The following is a 15043-nucleotide window of genomic DNA, read 5'->3' as shown; positions in this document are numbered from 1 at the left end:
ACCTATCGATGTCTGAAGAAAAAATTGGTCAACACTATCTCGCCGCGCTGCATCAGCAATTCCCGAATGCAGTGATCGACGAAGCCTGGCAGACCAAAGACCAAATCACCGTCACCGTGAAGCTCAACATGCTGCCGGAGGTGGTGGAGTGGCTTTACTACCAGCAGGGCGGCTGGCTTTCGGTGCTGTTTGGCAACGATGAGCGCCAGCTGTGCGGCAGCTATGCGGTGTATTACGTGCTGTCGATGGAAAGCGGCGTGAAGTGCTGGATCACCGTGCGTGTGGAAGTGGATGCCGACAAACCAGAGTTCCCGTCCGTCACGCCTCGCGTTCCTGCCGCCGTTTGGGGCGAGCGCGAAGTCCGCGATATGTACGGCCTGCAGCCGGTTGGCCTGCCCGATGAGCGCCGCCTGGTGCTGCCGGACGACTGGCCTGACGATCTTTATCCGCTGCGTAAAGACAGCATGGATTACCGTCAGCGCCCGGCGCCGACCACCGACAAAGAGACCTACGAGTTCATTAACGAGCTGGGCACGAAAAAGAACAACGTGGTGCCGATTGGCCCGCTGCACGTCACTTCTGATGAACCCGGCCATTTCCGCCTGTTCGTTGATGGCGAAAACATTATCGACGCCGACTACCGGCTGTTCTACGTCCATCGCGGCATGGAAAAGCTGGCGGAAACCCGCATGGGCTATAACGAAGTTACCTTCCTGTCCGATCGCGTGTGCGGCATCTGCGGCTTCGCCCACAGCACCGCCTATACCACCTCGGTGGAAAACGCGATGGGGATTGTGGTGCCGGAGCGCGCGCAGATGATTCGCGCCATTCTGCTGGAGGTTGAGCGTTTGCACAGCCACCTGCTGAACCTCGGCCTGGCCTGCCACTTTGTCGGCTTCGACTCCGGTTTTATGCAGTTCTTCCGCGTGCGTGAAATGTCGATGAAGATGGCGGAGATCCTGACCGGGGCACGGAAAACCTACGGCCTGAACCTGATCGGCGGCATCCGCCGCGACCTGCTGAAAGACGACATGATCCAGACCCGCCAGCTCGCCCAGCAGATGCGCCGGGAAGTGCAAGATCTGGTGGATATCCTGCTGAGCACGCCGAACATTGAGCAGCGCACCGTCGGCATTGGCCGCCTTGACCCACAAATCGCCCGTGATTTCAGCAATGTCGGCCCAATGGTGCGTGCCAGCGGCCACGCCCGTGATACCCGCGCCGATCACCCATTTGTCGGTTACGGCCTGCTGCCGATGGAAGTACACAGCCTCGACGGCTGCGACGTGCTTTCCCGCCTGAAAGTGCGGATCAACGAAGTCTTTACCGCGCTGAACATGATTGATTTCGGTCTGGATAACCTGCCGGGCGGCCCGCTCGCCGTGGAAGGCTTTACCTACATTCCAAACCGCTTTGCCCTGGGCTTCTCAGAGGCGCCGCGCGGGGACGACATTCACTGGAGCATGACCGGCGACAACCAGAAGCTGTACCGCTGGCGCTGCCGTGCGGCGACGTACGCCAATTGGCCAACCCTGCGCTACATGCTGCGCGGCAACACGGTGTCCGACGCCCCACTGATTATCGGCAGCCTTGATCCTTGCTACTCCTGCACCGACCGCATGACGGTGGTGGACGTGCGCAAGAAGAAAACCCAGGTGGTGCCGTACAAAGAGCTGGAGCGCTACAGCATTGAGCGCACTAATTCGCCGCTGAAATGATTTTGATGCCTGGCTTTTGAGGGAAACCCCCTCACCCTAACCCTCTCCCCAAAGAGGAGAGGGAACTGCATCGAGCCAGATTTCCCCCTCTCCCTTTCAGGGAGAGGGCCGGGGTGAGGGTCAATCATTCAGGCCAGGCAAACAAGGAAAACGCATGTTTAACTTCATCAAAAAAGCCATCAAGGGCGGCGTGGCAACCGAGTCTTACCCGCTCCAGCCCATTGCCGTCGATCCGAATTTTCGCGGCAAACCGGAGCACAATCCGCAGCAATGTATCGGCTGTGCGGCCTGCGTGAACGCCTGCCCGTCCAACGCCCTGAGCGTTGAGACCGATCTTGCCGCCGGGCAACTGCAGTGGAGCTTTAACCTCGGGCGCTGCATCTTCTGCGGGCGCTGTGAAGAGGTTTGCCCGACGGCCGCCATCAAACTCTCACAGCAGTACGAGCTGGCGGTGTGGAACAAAGCCGACTTCCTGCAGCAGGCCAGCTTCCCGCTGTGTAACTGTCGCGAATGTGGCCGCCCGTTTGCCGTGCAAAAAGAGATCGACTACGCCATTGCGCTGCTTGAGCACAACGGCGATTCCCGTGCGGAAAGCCGCCGTGGGGCATTTGAAACCTGCCCGGACTGCAAGCGCCAGCAAAGCCTGGTGTCGTCCGACCGGATCGACTTTAGCCGTCAGATGAGAGAGGCCAGCTAATGAGTAACCTACTGGGGCCGCGCGACCACAACGGCATTCCGGTGCCGATGACGGTGGACGAATCTATCGCCAGCATGAAGGCGTCGCTGCTGAAAAACATCAAACGCTCAGCCTACGTTTACCGTGTGGACTGTGGCGGCTGTAACGGTTGCGAAATCGAGATTTTTGCTACGCTTTCGCCACTTTTCGATGCAGAACGCTTTGGGATCAAAGTGGTTCCTTCCCCGCGCCATGCCGATATTCTGCTGTTTACCGGGGCGGTAACCCGCGCGATGCGTTCCCCGGCGCTGCGTGCCTGGGAGTCGGCGCCCGATCCTAAAATTTGCATCTCCTACGGCGCCTGCGGCAACAGCGGCGGGATCTTCCACGACCTTTACTGCGTCTGGGGCGGGACCGACAAAATCGTGCCGGTCGATGTGTACATTCCCGGCTGCCCGCCAACGCCCGCCGCTACGCTGTACGGGTTTGCGATGGCGCTTGGCCTGCTGGAACAAAAAATCCATGCGCGCCCGGCAAGCGAGCTGGACGTTGAGCCGGCAAAAATCCTCCACCCGGATATGGTTCAGCCGCTGCGCGTGCGGATTGACCGCGCCGCCCGTCGCCTGGCCGGTTACCGCTATGGCCGCCAGATTGCCGACAGCTACATGACTAACCTGACAACCGGGGGCGATGCCGTTCAGCAGTGGCTGAGCGCGGAAAACGACCCACGCCTGACGGAAATCGTCACTAACCTTGAGCAACTGGTTCATCAGGAGCGCGTGTAATGAGCGAGTCGGTGGTGTTCTGTCAGCTCAGCCGCAAGTTTGTCGATGAGAACGACAACACCCCGGCTGACGCTCAGCAGGTGGTCTACTACAGCCTGGCGATTGGCCACCATTTGGGGGTAATCGACTGCCTGAAAGAGAGCCTGGTTTGCCCGCTGGAAGCCTATCAGGCGTGGATTGCCACGCTTGAAGCTGACGGCGAAGCCCGGCGCAAAATGAACGGCGTGCCGCGCTACGGCGAGATTGTTATCGACCAGAATCACGTGGTGATGCTGGCCCGGGCGCTGGATGCCGCTAAGCCGACGCAGACCCCGGCACAGCAGGCCTGGAGCCAGGCGCTGCTCGACATGCTGCAGGCCATTCAACAAGAACCCGCCATCTATCTGATGGTAAGGAGACGCTATGACTAAGGTACTGCTTTGCGTAGGCAACAGCATGATGGGCGACGACGGGGCTGGCCCGCTGCTGGCCGAGAAGTGTCAGGCTTCTCCGCAGGGTGACTGGGTGGTTATCGACGGCGGCAGTGCGCCTGAAAACGACGTGGTTGCCATCCGCGAACTGCATCCGGAATTGCTGCTGATTGTGGATGCCACCGACATGATGCTCAACCCCGGCGAGATCCGCGTCATTGACCCGGACGACATCGCCGAGATGTTTATGATGACCACCCACAATATGCCGCTTAATTATCTGGTCGATCAGCTGAAAGAGGACGTGGGGGAAGTGGTGTTCCTCGGCATTCAGCCGGATATCGTCGGCTTCTACTATCCGATGACGGAGGCGGTGAAAGCGGCGGTGGAGCAGGTTTATCAGCGTCTGGCGACGTGGACGGGTTTTGGCGGGTATGAGCCCCTCACTATTTCAGAGAGCGAAACGCCTTTCTAGTCTTTCCCCTCACCCTAACCCTCTCCCCATGGGGGAGAGGGGATCAGAACGGCAGTACTTCTTTTCCCCTGCTTACATGCGAGAAAGAGCCTGATTCTTTTCCCCTATTTACATGGGAGAAAGGGTGCGATTCTTTTCCCCCTCTCCCTTTCAGGGAGAGGGCCGGGGTGAGGGTCATTAATGACTACTGTTACCAAAATGACATCGTCAAAAGTGTCGAATATCCCTCTTACCTCTCGTCAAACCCGCTAACCGCGCGGCCTGCAAATCTGGCACGCTTTATGAATAACCCCACGCAATAACACACTTATTGCAGGAGTTCATGATGAACCGCTTCATCATTGCCGATTCGAGCAAATGCATCGGCTGCCGCACTTGTGAGGTGGCGTGCGTGGTCTCTCACCAGGAGAACCAGGACTGTTCGGCGCTGACCCCCCAAACCTTCTTACCGCGTATTCACGTCATCAAAGGCGTGAATGTGTCTACCGCCACCATGTGTCGCCAGTGCGAGGACGCGCCCTGTGCCAACGTCTGCCCTAACGGCGCCATCAGCCGGGACCAGGGCTTTGTCCACGTCATGCAGGAACGCTGCATCGGCTGCAAAACCTGCGTCGTTGCCTGCCCTTATGGCGCGATGGAGGTCGTCGTGCGGCCAGTGATCCGCAACAGCGGTGCCGGTCTAAACGTGATGGCGGAAAAAGCTGAGGCCAACAAATGTGACCTTTGCTATCACCGCGAGGCTGGCCCGGCCTGCCTGGAAGCCTGCCCGACCAACGCCATCCTGTGCGTGGACCGTAACCGGCTGGAACAAATGAGCGCGGAAAAACGTCGCCGTGCCGCGTTAGATGCCCCTGCGGCGCTGACGTTCTAATCCCTTTGCATTTCAACTTTTAACAGGTCTGTTACTGATGAAAAAAATTACCAGCGTCTGCCCTTACTGCGGGGCCGGCTGCAAACTGAAACTGGTCGTTGAGAACAACAAAATTATTCGCGCCGAAGCGGCCGGGGGCGTGACTAACCAAAACGAACTCTGCCTGAAAGGCTACTACGGCTGGGATTTTCTTAACGACACCAAACTGCTGACGCCACGCCTGACGCAGCCGATGATCCGCTACGAGAAGGGCGGCAAACTGCAGCCGGTAAGCTGGGAAGAAGCGATTAGCTATACCGCTGCGCGTCTGAAGGCGATCAAAGAGCAGTTCGGCCCTCGCGCCATTATGACCACCGGTTCTTCGCGCGGAACGGGGAACGAAACCAACTTTGTGATGCAGAAATTCGCCCGCGCGGTGCTGAACACCAACAACGTCGACTGCTGCGCCCGCGTGTGCCACGGCCCAAGCGTGGCCGGGCTGCAGGCAACGCTGGGGAACGGGGCGATGAGCAACTCCATCGGCGATATCGAAAACTCCAAATGCCTGCTGGTGGTGGGCTACAACTGCGCCGATTCGCACCCTATCGTGGCTCGTCGGGTGATTAAAGCCAAAAGCAACGGCGCGAAAATTATCGTCTGCGACCCGCGCCGCATCGAAACCGCCCGCATTGCCGATCAGCATCTGCAAATCAAAAACGGCTGCAACATGGCGCTGGTGAACGCCTTTGGCTATGTCCTGCTGGAAGAGCAGCTGTACGACAAAGAGTACGTCGCCAAATATGCCGAAGGTCTGGAGGCTTACCGCGAAACCGTGAAGGACTACGCGCCGGAGGACGTCGAGCATTTAACCGGCGTACCGGCTCTGCAGGTTCGCCAGGCGATGCGTACCTTCGCCGCAGCGCCATCCGCCACCATCATGTGGGGCATGGGCGTAACCCAGTTCGGCCAGGCGGTAGACGTGGTCAAAGGGCTGTCCAGCCTGGCGCTGCTCACCGGCAACCTGGGGCGTGAAAACGTTGGCGTTGGCCCAGTACGCGGGCAGAACAACGTGCAGGGAGCCTGCGATATGGGTGTGTTGCCTAACCAGTTCCCCGGCTACCAGGATGTGGTTGATCCTGAAGTGCGCGCGAAGTTTGCTAAAGCCTGGGGGATTGACCCGGCGGTGATGGATGACAAAGTTGGCGTGCGCATTACCGAAGTGCCGCACCTGGCGATAGAGGGCAAAGTCAAAGCCTACTACATCATGGGTGAAGATCCGCTCCAGACCGAAGCGGACCTGGGCCTGGTGCGCAAAGGATTTGAGGCGCTCGACTTTGTGGTGGTGCAGGACATCTTCATGACCAAAACCGCCGAAGTCGCTGATGTGCTGCTGCCCGCCACGTCCTGGGGCGAGCACGGCGGCGTCTTTACCTGTGCCGACCGGGGCTTCCAGCGCTTCGAGAAAGCCATCGAGGCGAAATACAACGTGAAGCGCGACTGGGAAATCATCAGCCTGCTTTCGACGGCGATGGGCTACCCAATGCACTATGAAAACAACCAGCAAATCTGGGATGAGCTGCGTGAGCTGTGTCCGCTGTTTTACGGCGTCACCTACGAAAAAATGGGCGATATGGGACACGTGCAGTGGCCTTGCCCGACGCTGGACCACCCCGGTACGCCGTATCTCTACAAAGACAGCAAATTCGACACGCCAAGCGGCAAAGGGCAACTGTTTGCCGCCGCCTGGCGTGCGCCCGCCGAAGTGCCTGACGATACCTACCCGCTGGTGCTTTGCACCGTCCGCGAAGTCGGGCACTACTCCTGCCGCTCGATGACCGGTAACTGCGCGGCGCTGCAAACCCTCGCGGATGAACCCGGCTTTGTGCAAATCAACCCGCTGGATGCGGACGCGCTAGGTATCAAAGATCGGCAACTGGTCTGGGTAAGTTCGCGTCGCGGCAAGGTTATCAGCCGCGCGGACGTGAACGAGCGCATTAACAAAGGCTCCGTCTATATGACCTATCAATGGTGGATTGGCGCCTGTAACGAGCTGACTCAGGACAATCTCGACCCGATCTCCAAAACGCCGGAAACCAAATATTGCGCGGTGAACGTTAGCGCGATTGAGGATCAGGCGTGGGCGGAGAGCTATGCGCAAACGACCTATAACAGCATGAAGGCGCGGCTGCGCGAGGCGGTGGAAGCGTGATTTTTACCCTCACCCCGGATGAAGGAATCGTGGAGTCTGAACTCGATTTGTCCCCTCTCCCTTCTGGGGATAGGGCCAGGGTGAGGGGCACCGAACTCCGCATTCGCGGCAAAGTCCAGGGCGTTGGCTTCCGCCCCTTTGTCTGGCAAATCGCACAGCGGCTGAAGCTGATGGGCGATGTCTGCAACGATGGCGAAGGCGTTGTGGTTCGTCTGGTGGCCAACCCGGAAGCGTTTCTGAGCGAACTGCACGAATACTGCCCGCCGCTGGCGCGCATCGACAGCGTGGCGCAGCAGCCAATTTTCTGGGACGTTTTGCCCCAGGACTTTAGCATTCGCCACAGCGGCCATGGCGCGATGGACACCCAAATCGTACCGGATGCCGCCACCTGCCCGGAATGCCTGCGCGAGCTTAACGATCCGACCGACCGCCGCTACCGCTACCCGTTTATCAACTGCACCCACTGTGGGCCACGTTTCACCATCATCCTGGCGATGCCTTATGACCGCCCGTCCACGGTGATGGCGGCGTTTCCGCTCTGTGCCGCCTGCGAGGAAGAATATCGCAACCCGATGGACAGGCGTTTTCACGCTCAGCCGGTAGCCTGCCCGGACTGCGGGCCGCAGATCTACTGGCAGCAGGGCGCGCAGCGACTGGACGGCGAGCAGGCGGTCGCCCTGGCCGTTGCCGCGCTGCGTGAGGGAAAAATCGTGGCGGTTAAAGGTTTGGGCGGTTTTCACCTTGCCGTGGATGCCCGTAACAATGCCGCCGTTGAACGCCTCCGGGCGCGTAAGCAGCGTCCCGCCAAACCGCTGGCGGTGATGATTGCTACGCCCCAAGGGTTGCCTGATGAGGCCATGGCGCGGCTTGCCACGCCTGCAGCGCCGGTGGTGCTGGTGGCGAGTGATGTTTTGCCTGAGCTGAGCGCTGCCGTGGCGCCGGGGCGAAACGAAACCGGCGTAATGCTGCCCGCTAACCCGCTCCAGCACCTGCTGGTTCAGGACTTTGGTGGCCCGCTGGTGATGACCTCCGGGAACCTCAACGGCAGACCGCCAGCCATCGACAATGCTCAGGCGCTTCAGGATTTGGACGGTATTGCCGACGGTTTTCTGCTGCATAACCGGGACATTCTTCAGCGCATGGACGACTCGGTGATGCGAGCCAGCGGCGAAATGCTGCGCCGTGCGCGAGGTTTTGTGCCGGATGCGCTTCCTTTGCCCGCTGGCTTTAAAGACCTGCCGCCGATTCTGGCGTTGGGGGGCGATCTCAAAAATACCTTCTGCCTGGTTCGCAGCGGGCAGGCGGTGCTGAGTCAGCATTTTGGCGATTTGGCTCAGGAGGGCGTGGAGGCCCAATGGCAAAGCTCGCTGGCGCTGATGAGCGAGATCTACGGCTTTAAGGCAGAGCATGTCGCGCTCGACGCGCATCCTTACTACCGCAGCGCGCAGGTGGGACATGACATGGCGCTTCCTGTTACTGAAGTACTGCATCACCACGCCCACACGGCGGCCTGCCTGGCCGAACACGGCTGGCCGCTGAACGGCGGCAGCGTCATTGCCCTTGTGCTGGACGGCATTGGCTATGGCGAAGCTGGCCAGCTTTGGGGCGGCGAATGCCTGCTGGTGAATTACCGGCGCTGTGTCTCTCTCGGCGGATTGCCGGCCGTGGCGTTGCCGGGGGGAGATCTGGCCGCCGTGCAGCCGTGGCGTAACCTGCTCGCCCAGTGCGAGGCGTTTGTGCCCGGCTGGCAGCGTTATCCCGAAACAGAAGCTGTGCGGGCGCAGGCGTGGCGACCTCTGGCAAAAGCGGTGGCTCGCGGAGTTAATTCCCCACTAGCCTCATCCTGCGGGCGGCTGTTTGATGCCGTTGCCACCGCGCTCAACTGTGCGCCTTACCAACAAAGTTATGAAGGCGAAGCCGCCTGTCACCTTGAAGCCCTGGCGCTGGACGCTGGCCCCTGCTCGCACCCTGTCACGCTGCCGTTGGTGAACGGTCATCTCGATCTGGCGGCCTTCTGGCGGCAATGGTTTGGCTGGCAGGGCGAGGCCGGAGCGCGGGCCTGGGCGTTTCACGATGCCCTGGCGAAAGGCCTGTCGGCGCTGGTTCGCCATCATGCCCTGCTCACAGGCGTGACCACCGTGGCCTGCTGCGGTGGCGTGCTGCACAACCGGCTGCTGCGCGAGCGCCTGGCGTTCTATCTCTCCGATTTCACCCCTCTCTTCCCGACGCGGCTTCCCGCCGGTGACGGGGCGCTTTCCCTGGGGCAGGCAGTGGTTGCCGCTGCCCGCTATTTGAATCACCACAAGGATAAAAAAGATGTTAATGCGTGTTCTTCGTGACAACCCGCGCGCCGGCCTGCTGCTGGCGGTTTTAGTGGCTGCTAACTTTGCCGCCTGGGCCTGGGCGCTGGCGGCGTTTAACCACAGCTCGGCGCTGATGGCGGCCAGCCTGTTGGCCTGGTGCTACGGCCTGCGCCACGCGGTAGACGCCGACCATATCGCCGCGATTGATAACGTCACCCGCAAAATGATGCAGCAGGGCAAACGCCCGTTTGGCGTGGGAGCCTGGTTCTCGTTGGGTCACTCCAGCATTGTGATTCTGGCTTCTGTCGCCATTGCAGCTACTGCTGCGGCTTTCCAGCAAAAAATGGACTGGTTCCATGACGTTGGCGGCGTGATCGGCACCGCCGTGTCGGCCTGCTTCCTGCTGGCGATGGCGCTGGTTAACTTGGTCATCCTGCGTGGCGTGTGGCGCAACTTCCGCCAGCTTAAACGCGGTGAACCGCTGGCTGCAGATGCGACGGAAATGACCGGCGGCGGCATGATGAGCTGGCTGTTTAACTCTGTTTTTCGCCTGATCGGCAAAAGCTGGCACATGTACCTGGTCGGCTTCCTGTTCGGCCTCGGCTTTGACACCGCCACCGAAATTGGTGTGTTGGGCATTTCTGCCGCCAGCGCCTCCAGCGGCATGTCCATCTGGTCGATTCTGGTATTCCCGGCGCTGTTTGCCAGCGGCATGGCGCTGGTGGATACCCTCGACAACGTGATTATGGTGGGTGCCTACGGCTGGGCGTTTAACAAACCGCAGCGCAAGCTCTACTACAACATGACGATTACCGGCACTTCTGTGGTGGTGGCGTTGTTTATCGGTGGGCTTGAAGCGCTGGGCCTGCTGGCTGATAAATTCCAGTTAGAGGACGGGATCTGGCAGTGGGTTGGCGCGCTCAACGACAACCTCGGCAACGCCGGATTTGTTGTGGTCGGGCTGTTTATCGCCTGCTGGGGGATTTCGATGCTGAACTACCGCTGGAAAGGCTATGACGCTTTAGTGGTGAGATAAGAAAACGGGGCATTAAGCCCCGTTTTACATTGTTACTCGTTATTCGGCTTCCGCCCAGGCTCGCTCAATCTCTTCAGCCAGGATTTTCACCCCTGCCTCGATCTTTTCCGGCTCCGGGACATAGTTCATGCGCATGCACTGGTGCGTGTGCGGCCACGGCTTGTCCAGCCCCGGGAAGAAGTAATCGCCCGGCACCATCAGCACGCCGCGCTTTTTCAGGCGCTGGTACAGCAGCTCGGTGGTGATCGGCAGGTCTTTAAACCACAACCACAGGAAGATAGCGCCTTCCGGCTTGTGGATCAGGCAGCGTTCCGGCGACAGATAGCGGCGGAGTACGGCGATAGTCTCCTGCACGCGCTGGTAGTAAAACGGCTTGATAACCGTTTCAGACAGGCGCAGCAGATCGTTCCGCTTAATCATTTCGCAGGCCATGGCTGGGCCAATGCCGCCCGGCGCCAGGCTGATAATGCCGTTCATGTTACTGATGGCGGAGATGATTTTCTCGTTAGCGATAATGATCCCACAGCGGCTGCCCGGCAGGCCGAGCTTGGACAGACTCATGCACAGGATGATGTTCGGGTTCCACAGCGGGCGGGCTTCGCTAAAGATGATGCCGGGGAAAGGCACGCCGTAGGCGTTATCGATCACCAGCGGAATGCCGTGCTGGTTCGCCAGCGCGTCCAGCTTCATCAGTTCTTCGTCGGTGATTACGTTGCCGGTCGGGTTCGTCGGACGAGATACGCAGATCATGCCGGTATCTTCGCCGATATGCAGGTGTTCGAAGTCAACGTGGTACTTAAACTGGCCTTCCGGCAACAGTTCGATGTTCGGACGGGTGGAGACAAACAGCTCTTCTTCCAGTCCGGCATCCGCGTAGCCAATGTACTCCGGCGCCAGCGGGAAGAGCACCTTTTTGGTGCGACCATCCGCATGACGTCCGGCGAAAAGGTTAAACAAGTAGAAAAATGCACTCTGACTGCCGTTTGTTAGTGCAATATTCTGTGGTTCGATGTCCCAACCCAGTTCATCGCGCAGCATACCGGCAAGCAATTTTAGCAGTTCACTTTTCCCCTGCGGACCGTCGTAGTTGCATAGCGTGTCGGTCAGTTTACCGCTGGCCAGCATCTCGGAAAGCAGCTGCTGGAAGTAGTCGTTCATCGCCGGGATCTGCGCAGGGTTGCCACCGCCAAGCATGATGGCGCCTGGTGTGCGCAGGCCGTCGTTGAGATCCTCCATCAGGCGGGTGATGCCTGCATGGCGGGTGAATTTATCGCCGAAAAGTGAAAACGTCATAACGTGGGTCTGCTGAATACTTTTGAAAAGAGGCTAACCATAGCGCTACAAATAACGCCGTGCAAACCCGGTAAGCATAGCCACTGTTGGCGAATATGCTGTGTGATTTGTGCTGTGCAGCAGGATATGTTGAAGCCGGGCGCTCTTTTCAGGGATGTGGCGTTATTACCCTCACCCTAACCCTCTCCCTCACGGAGAGGGAATAAACCGCTTATTTTCTCCCTTGCTGAGGGGCTTTAACGCCTATGGATTGCCCGCCCACACCACGATCACCTTGTCATCCCCGCTGACCCGGCTAAAGGCATAGCCCTGTTTTACGCTCAACGTGGTTTGTTTTCCTGCGCCGATGGCCTGGTGGCGGGCGCGGAACTGGCTCAGCTTCTGCCAGTGGGCAAGCGTTGTGGCCTGCGGGCCGGTGGCATCCTGCCAGTTCATGTCTGAGCGGGTGCCCTGTAGCGGGTCAGAGCCCGTCGGGCCAAACGGCCTTTGGGTTTCATCCCCGTAGAAAATCTGCACCGCGCCTGGCGTGAGCAGCAACAGCTCCGCCGCTTTTTGTCCACCTTCCCGGAACAGGCGGGTGTCGTGGGAGGAGAGGTAGCTCAGCACGTTGAATTGCTGAAGTTTGTCAGACATTTGCTGCCAGGTCGGGCCAATCGTGGCCAGGCAATCTACGGCTTTGGCCGCCTGTTCCTGATAGTCGAAGTTGATCATCGCGTCGAAGCCGCTGGCGTAGTAGTCGCTTTTCATCACGCCGTGCCCCCAGGCTTCGCCCGTCATCCAGAACGGTGCATCGTCAATTTTTTTGTCCGGGTTGACTTGTTTCCATTCAGCCAATGCCGCGCTGGACTGCGTTTTTAATTGCTGCCAGGCCGCTTTTTCGACGTGTTTTGCCGTATCGACCCTGAAGCCATCAATGCCGTAGTCACGCACCCACTGACTTAGCCAGTGGGTCAGGTAATCGCGAACCGTGTAGCCCGGAATCGCCTTTGCAGCGGTATCCGGCTTGCGGCTGTAAAACGCCGGTAATTCTGCTGGCGCGGTCGCTTCGGTTTTCAAATCGGGCAGGAAGGCGAGCGACATGGTTAAATCGTCAAAGCCGGGATTGTCGTAATCGCCAATATCCGTTCTGATCCAGGCTTTGCCCCACCACTTATCCCACGCGGCCTTGTCGCTGAAGTTGATGTAATCGTTAAAGCTGTGCCAGCTTTGGCCCGGGGCTGGCTTCCAGTCAGTCCAGCGCTCGCCGAGGGTTTTTTTAAGTTCATCACCTTTGAGATAGAGGGCGCCAAACTGGTATGCCTGCATGTCGGCGAGCGTCGCGTATCCGGTGTGATTCATCACGACGTCAAACAGAATGCGGATCCCGCGCTGATGGGCTTCATCCACCAGTCGGCGGAGATCGGCTTCGTTGCCCATGTTGGCATCAAGCTTCGTCCAGTCCTGGGTGTAATAGCCGTGGTAGGCGTAATGCGGGAAATCACCTTTGGTGCCGCCGCCCACCCAGCCGTGAATTTGCTCCAGCGGGGAGCTTATCCAGAGCGCGTTAACGCCAAGCTGCTGCAGGTAATCCAGTTTGCTGGTCAGCCCGGCAAGGTCGCCGCCGTGGAAGGTGCCTATTTCCTGCATGCCGTCTTTATGGCGGCCATAGCTGTGGTCGTTCGCCGGGTTGCCGTTTTCAAAACGGTCGGTGAGAACGAAATAGACCGTCGCATTCTGCCAGCTAAACGGGGCAGGCTTCGCCACAGTGGCAGATTCCAGCAGCAATAAAGCGCCGCTTCCGGCCGCGGGCATCAGCGTGATGTGGCCTTGCTCAACCTGGGCCGTATTCCCGCTGTAGAAATCCCGCACAACCGATCCTTCAGCAAAAGTGCTGCTGACATCGACGTTGAGCGGCTTTCCATCCCATTTCGGGCACTGCGCCATCACTTGCAGGGGCTGACTGCTGGCCTCCGGCTGAAGGGTAAGCATCAGCGTTGGCGTCCCGCTGCGGGTATCTATTTGCGCCTGGTACTCTCCGGCGCGGAAAACCCGCCACGTCGGGGCATCCCCGGCGCAGGGCGTCAGGGACAGAACCTGATTAAGTTTGATGGCCTCTGAGGGCTGCCAGCATTGATTATCCTGCGTCAGCCTGAGGGGAAGGGTACTTTTATCGAGGTCTGTTGCGCTGGTAAACAAGCCCGGATGTGTGGCCTGAAAAGCAGAAAGCCCAGGCGCGTTCCAGCCCGCGAATGCAAGGCAGGGCGTGAACAACAGGCAGAGAGAGAGTCGTGTCATACGCATCATCCAGTGAGGATTTATTGCGCAGTTTGCCATGCCCCTGGAAACATGCGCTCATCCTGCCCGTGTGTTTTACAGGGTGTAGCCGCCGGGGTGAGTGACGGCGTTAACGTTTTTATTTGTTCGTTAACCAGTGGCCGAAGTGGGCGCTCAGCGTGTTGCGGGTGGCGAGCAGCTCATCGATTGTTTTGGTGAGTCTGGCGTTCAGGGTTTCACACTGCTCAAAGCTGTAATGGTTATCGGCGCGCAGATTCTCGAGTTTTTCCTGCAGGATCGCCACTTCCGCTTCCGCTTTGTAGCGCGCTTCCTGCTGGGTTTTAATCAGTTCGTCGGCGGCTTCCAGGCGCTGATGAAGCTCGGCTTTTTCCCGCTGATGTGTCTCCAGCAGCCCGGAGCCGGACTCTTTCTGGCGGTTCAGCAGGCTTTTCAGCTCGTCGATTTCCCGCTGCATCACGCTGCGCACCAGGGCAGATTCTTTCAGGTGCATTTCCTGACTGATATTCAGCGCTTTCTGGAGCTCTGTGACCTGTTTTTCATATCGTTGCAGGCGGGCGATTGTTTCTACGGTGTTACCCTGAGCGGAGCGCTGCTGGGCTTCTCGCAGCTGGGCAAGCAGGCTGGTGGAGAGTGACTCAGCTTCTCTCAGGCGACGGAGGGTTTCCGGCGAGTCCTGGTAAACCGTTTTGGTTTGCGGCGGTTTTTCACTGATGCGAACAAGATTAACGTTGACTAATGCTGCGCTAACCTCGGCCTGAATTTGCTCTTTATTATGCGCTTTCATACGGTTGCACGCGCTGGCAAGGAAGCTTGCGGCTTCGTTAGCGTTCGCCGTTGCAAAGGCTTTTTTTATCAGGTTCTGCACCAGGCTCATGTTGCCAGTTTTCCTGTATCAAATGTTATTTGAGCGCCTTAACCCCGGTCGTTCCGCCGTCAGGCTATTGCCGCCGCCACCTTAAAAATATAACCAATAATCTCACTCTCTAAATGCGGGAATCATCCTCCGCAGTGCAT

At 58.9% G+C, this 15043-nt stretch carries 12 protein-coding genes; 9 read left to right on the top strand and 3 right to left on the bottom strand.

The genetic code is table 11. The annotated features are described in order from the left end of the window. Positions 1 to 8: 8 nt before the first annotated feature. The 9 genes from F3J26_RS16445 to F3J26_RS16405 all read left to right on the top strand — a co-directional run bounded on the left by F3J26_RS16445 (position 9) and on the right by F3J26_RS16405 (position 10462). On the top strand, positions 9 to 1718 hold the full coding sequence (locus F3J26_RS16445; RefSeq protein ID WP_166994900.1) for an NADH-quinone oxidoreductase subunit D-related protein: 1710 nt from the start codon (positions 9 to 11) through the stop codon (positions 1716 to 1718). A gap of 154 nt (positions 1719 to 1872) precedes the next feature. Further along, positions 1873 to 2415: a formate hydrogenlyase complex iron-sulfur subunit gene (locus F3J26_RS16440; RefSeq protein ID WP_038477388.1), complete on the top strand. Its 543-nt coding sequence runs from the start codon at positions 1873 to 1875 to the stop codon at positions 2413 to 2415. After that, positions 2415 to 3179: an NADH-quinone oxidoreductase subunit B family protein gene (locus F3J26_RS16435; RefSeq protein ID WP_008457680.1), complete on the top strand. Its 765-nt coding sequence runs from the start codon at positions 2415 to 2417 to the stop codon at positions 3177 to 3179. Before F3J26_RS16440 ends, F3J26_RS16435 begins: the two co-directional genes overlap by 1 nt. Then, on the top strand, positions 3179 to 3589 hold the full coding sequence (locus F3J26_RS16430) for a formate hydrogenlyase maturation HycH family protein (protein WP_008457679.1): 411 nt from the start codon (positions 3179 to 3181) through the stop codon (positions 3587 to 3589). Before F3J26_RS16435 ends, F3J26_RS16430 begins: the two co-directional genes overlap by 1 nt. Beyond that, positions 3582 to 4064 (top strand): hydrogenase maturation peptidase HycI, encoded by a 483-nt coding sequence (gene hycI / locus F3J26_RS16425; protein ID WP_166878912.1) that lies wholly within the window; start codon positions 3582 to 3584, stop codon positions 4062 to 4064. Before F3J26_RS16430 ends, hycI begins: the two co-directional genes overlap by 8 nt. A 325-nt stretch (positions 4065 to 4389) precedes the next feature. Continuing rightward, positions 4390 to 4935: an electron transport protein HydN gene (hydN, locus tag F3J26_RS16420; RefSeq protein WP_008457677.1), complete on the top strand. Its 546-nt coding sequence runs from the start codon at positions 4390 to 4392 to the stop codon at positions 4933 to 4935. Positions 4936 to 4972: 37 nt separating this feature from the next. After that, on the top strand, positions 4973 to 7123 hold the full coding sequence (gene fdhF, locus F3J26_RS16415; protein WP_166994898.1) for a formate dehydrogenase subunit alpha: 2151 nt from the start codon (positions 4973 to 4975) through the stop codon (positions 7121 to 7123). Positions 7124 to 7203: 80 nt separating this feature from the next. Further along, positions 7204 to 9462, top strand: a complete 2259-nt coding sequence (gene hypF, locus F3J26_RS16410; RefSeq protein WP_166994896.1) for a carbamoyltransferase HypF — start codon at positions 7204 to 7206, stop codon at positions 9460 to 9462. Beyond that, a complete protein-coding gene (locus F3J26_RS16405; protein WP_008457672.1) occupies positions 9440 to 10462 on the top strand; it encodes a HoxN/HupN/NixA family nickel/cobalt transporter in 1023 nt (340 codons plus the stop codon). The genes hypF and F3J26_RS16405 overlap by 23 nt, the downstream gene beginning before the upstream one ends. A gap of 39 nt (positions 10463 to 10501) precedes the next feature. On the opposite strand, the gene avtA is transcribed toward F3J26_RS16405, so the two are convergent. The 3 genes from avtA to F3J26_RS16390 all read right to left on the bottom strand — a co-directional run bounded on the left by avtA (position 10502) and on the right by F3J26_RS16390 (position 14903). After that, positions 10502 to 11755, bottom strand: a complete 1254-nt coding sequence (gene avtA / locus F3J26_RS16400; RefSeq protein WP_166878906.1) for a valine--pyruvate transaminase — start codon at positions 11753 to 11755, stop codon at positions 10502 to 10504. A gap of 243 nt (positions 11756 to 11998) precedes the next feature. Continuing rightward, a complete protein-coding gene (locus F3J26_RS16395; RefSeq protein ID WP_166994894.1) occupies positions 11999 to 14029 on the bottom strand; it encodes an alpha-amylase in 2031 nt (676 codons plus the stop codon). A 118-nt stretch (positions 14030 to 14147) separates the two neighbouring features. Next, positions 14148 to 14903 (bottom strand): hypothetical protein, encoded by a 756-nt coding sequence (locus tag F3J26_RS16390; protein WP_166994893.1) that lies wholly within the window; start codon positions 14901 to 14903, stop codon positions 14148 to 14150. Between the last annotated feature and the right edge of the window lie 140 nt (positions 14904 to 15043).

Source organism: Enterobacter sp. Ap-867 (genome assembly GCF_011752855.1).
Classification (GTDB): Bacteria; Pseudomonadota; Gammaproteobacteria; order Enterobacterales; family Enterobacteriaceae; genus Cedecea.
Note: the sequence above shows the minus strand (reverse complement) of the source record. Positions and strands in the feature narration are given on the sequence as shown.

Bases quoted from the DNA above. Each gene is read 5' to 3' on its own strand.
- F3J26_RS16445 (WP_166994900.1), top strand. From the start codon at position 9: ATGTCTGAAGAAAAAATTGGTCAACACTATCTCGCCGCGCTGCATCAG.
- F3J26_RS16440 (WP_038477388.1), top strand. From the start codon at position 1,873: ATGTTTAACTTCATCAAAAAAGCCATCAAGGGCGGCGTGGCAACCGAG.
- F3J26_RS16435 (WP_008457680.1), top strand. From the start codon at position 2,415: ATGAGTAACCTACTGGGGCCGCGCGACCACAACGGCATTCCGGTGCCG.
- F3J26_RS16430 (WP_008457679.1), top strand. From the start codon at position 3,179: ATGAGCGAGTCGGTGGTGTTCTGTCAGCTCAGCCGCAAGTTTGTCGAT.
- hycI (WP_166878912.1), top strand. From the start codon at position 3,582: ATGACTAAGGTACTGCTTTGCGTAGGCAACAGCATGATGGGCGACGAC.
- hydN (WP_008457677.1), top strand. From the start codon at position 4,390: ATGAACCGCTTCATCATTGCCGATTCGAGCAAATGCATCGGCTGCCGC.
- fdhF (WP_166994898.1), top strand. From the start codon at position 4,973: ATGAAAAAAATTACCAGCGTCTGCCCTTACTGCGGGGCCGGCTGCAAA.
- F3J26_RS16405 (WP_008457672.1), top strand. From the start codon at position 9,440: ATGTTAATGCGTGTTCTTCGTGACAACCCGCGCGCCGGCCTGCTGCTG.
- avtA (WP_166878906.1), bottom strand. From the start codon at position 11,755: ATGACGTTTTCACTTTTCGGCGATAAATTCACCCGCCATGCAGGCATC.
- F3J26_RS16395 (WP_166994894.1), bottom strand. From the start codon at position 14,029: ATGACACGACTCTCTCTCTGCCTGTTGTTCACGCCCTGCCTTGCATTC.
- F3J26_RS16390 (WP_166994893.1), bottom strand. From the start codon at position 14,903: ATGAGCCTGGTGCAGAACCTGATAAAAAAAGCCTTTGCAACGGCGAAC.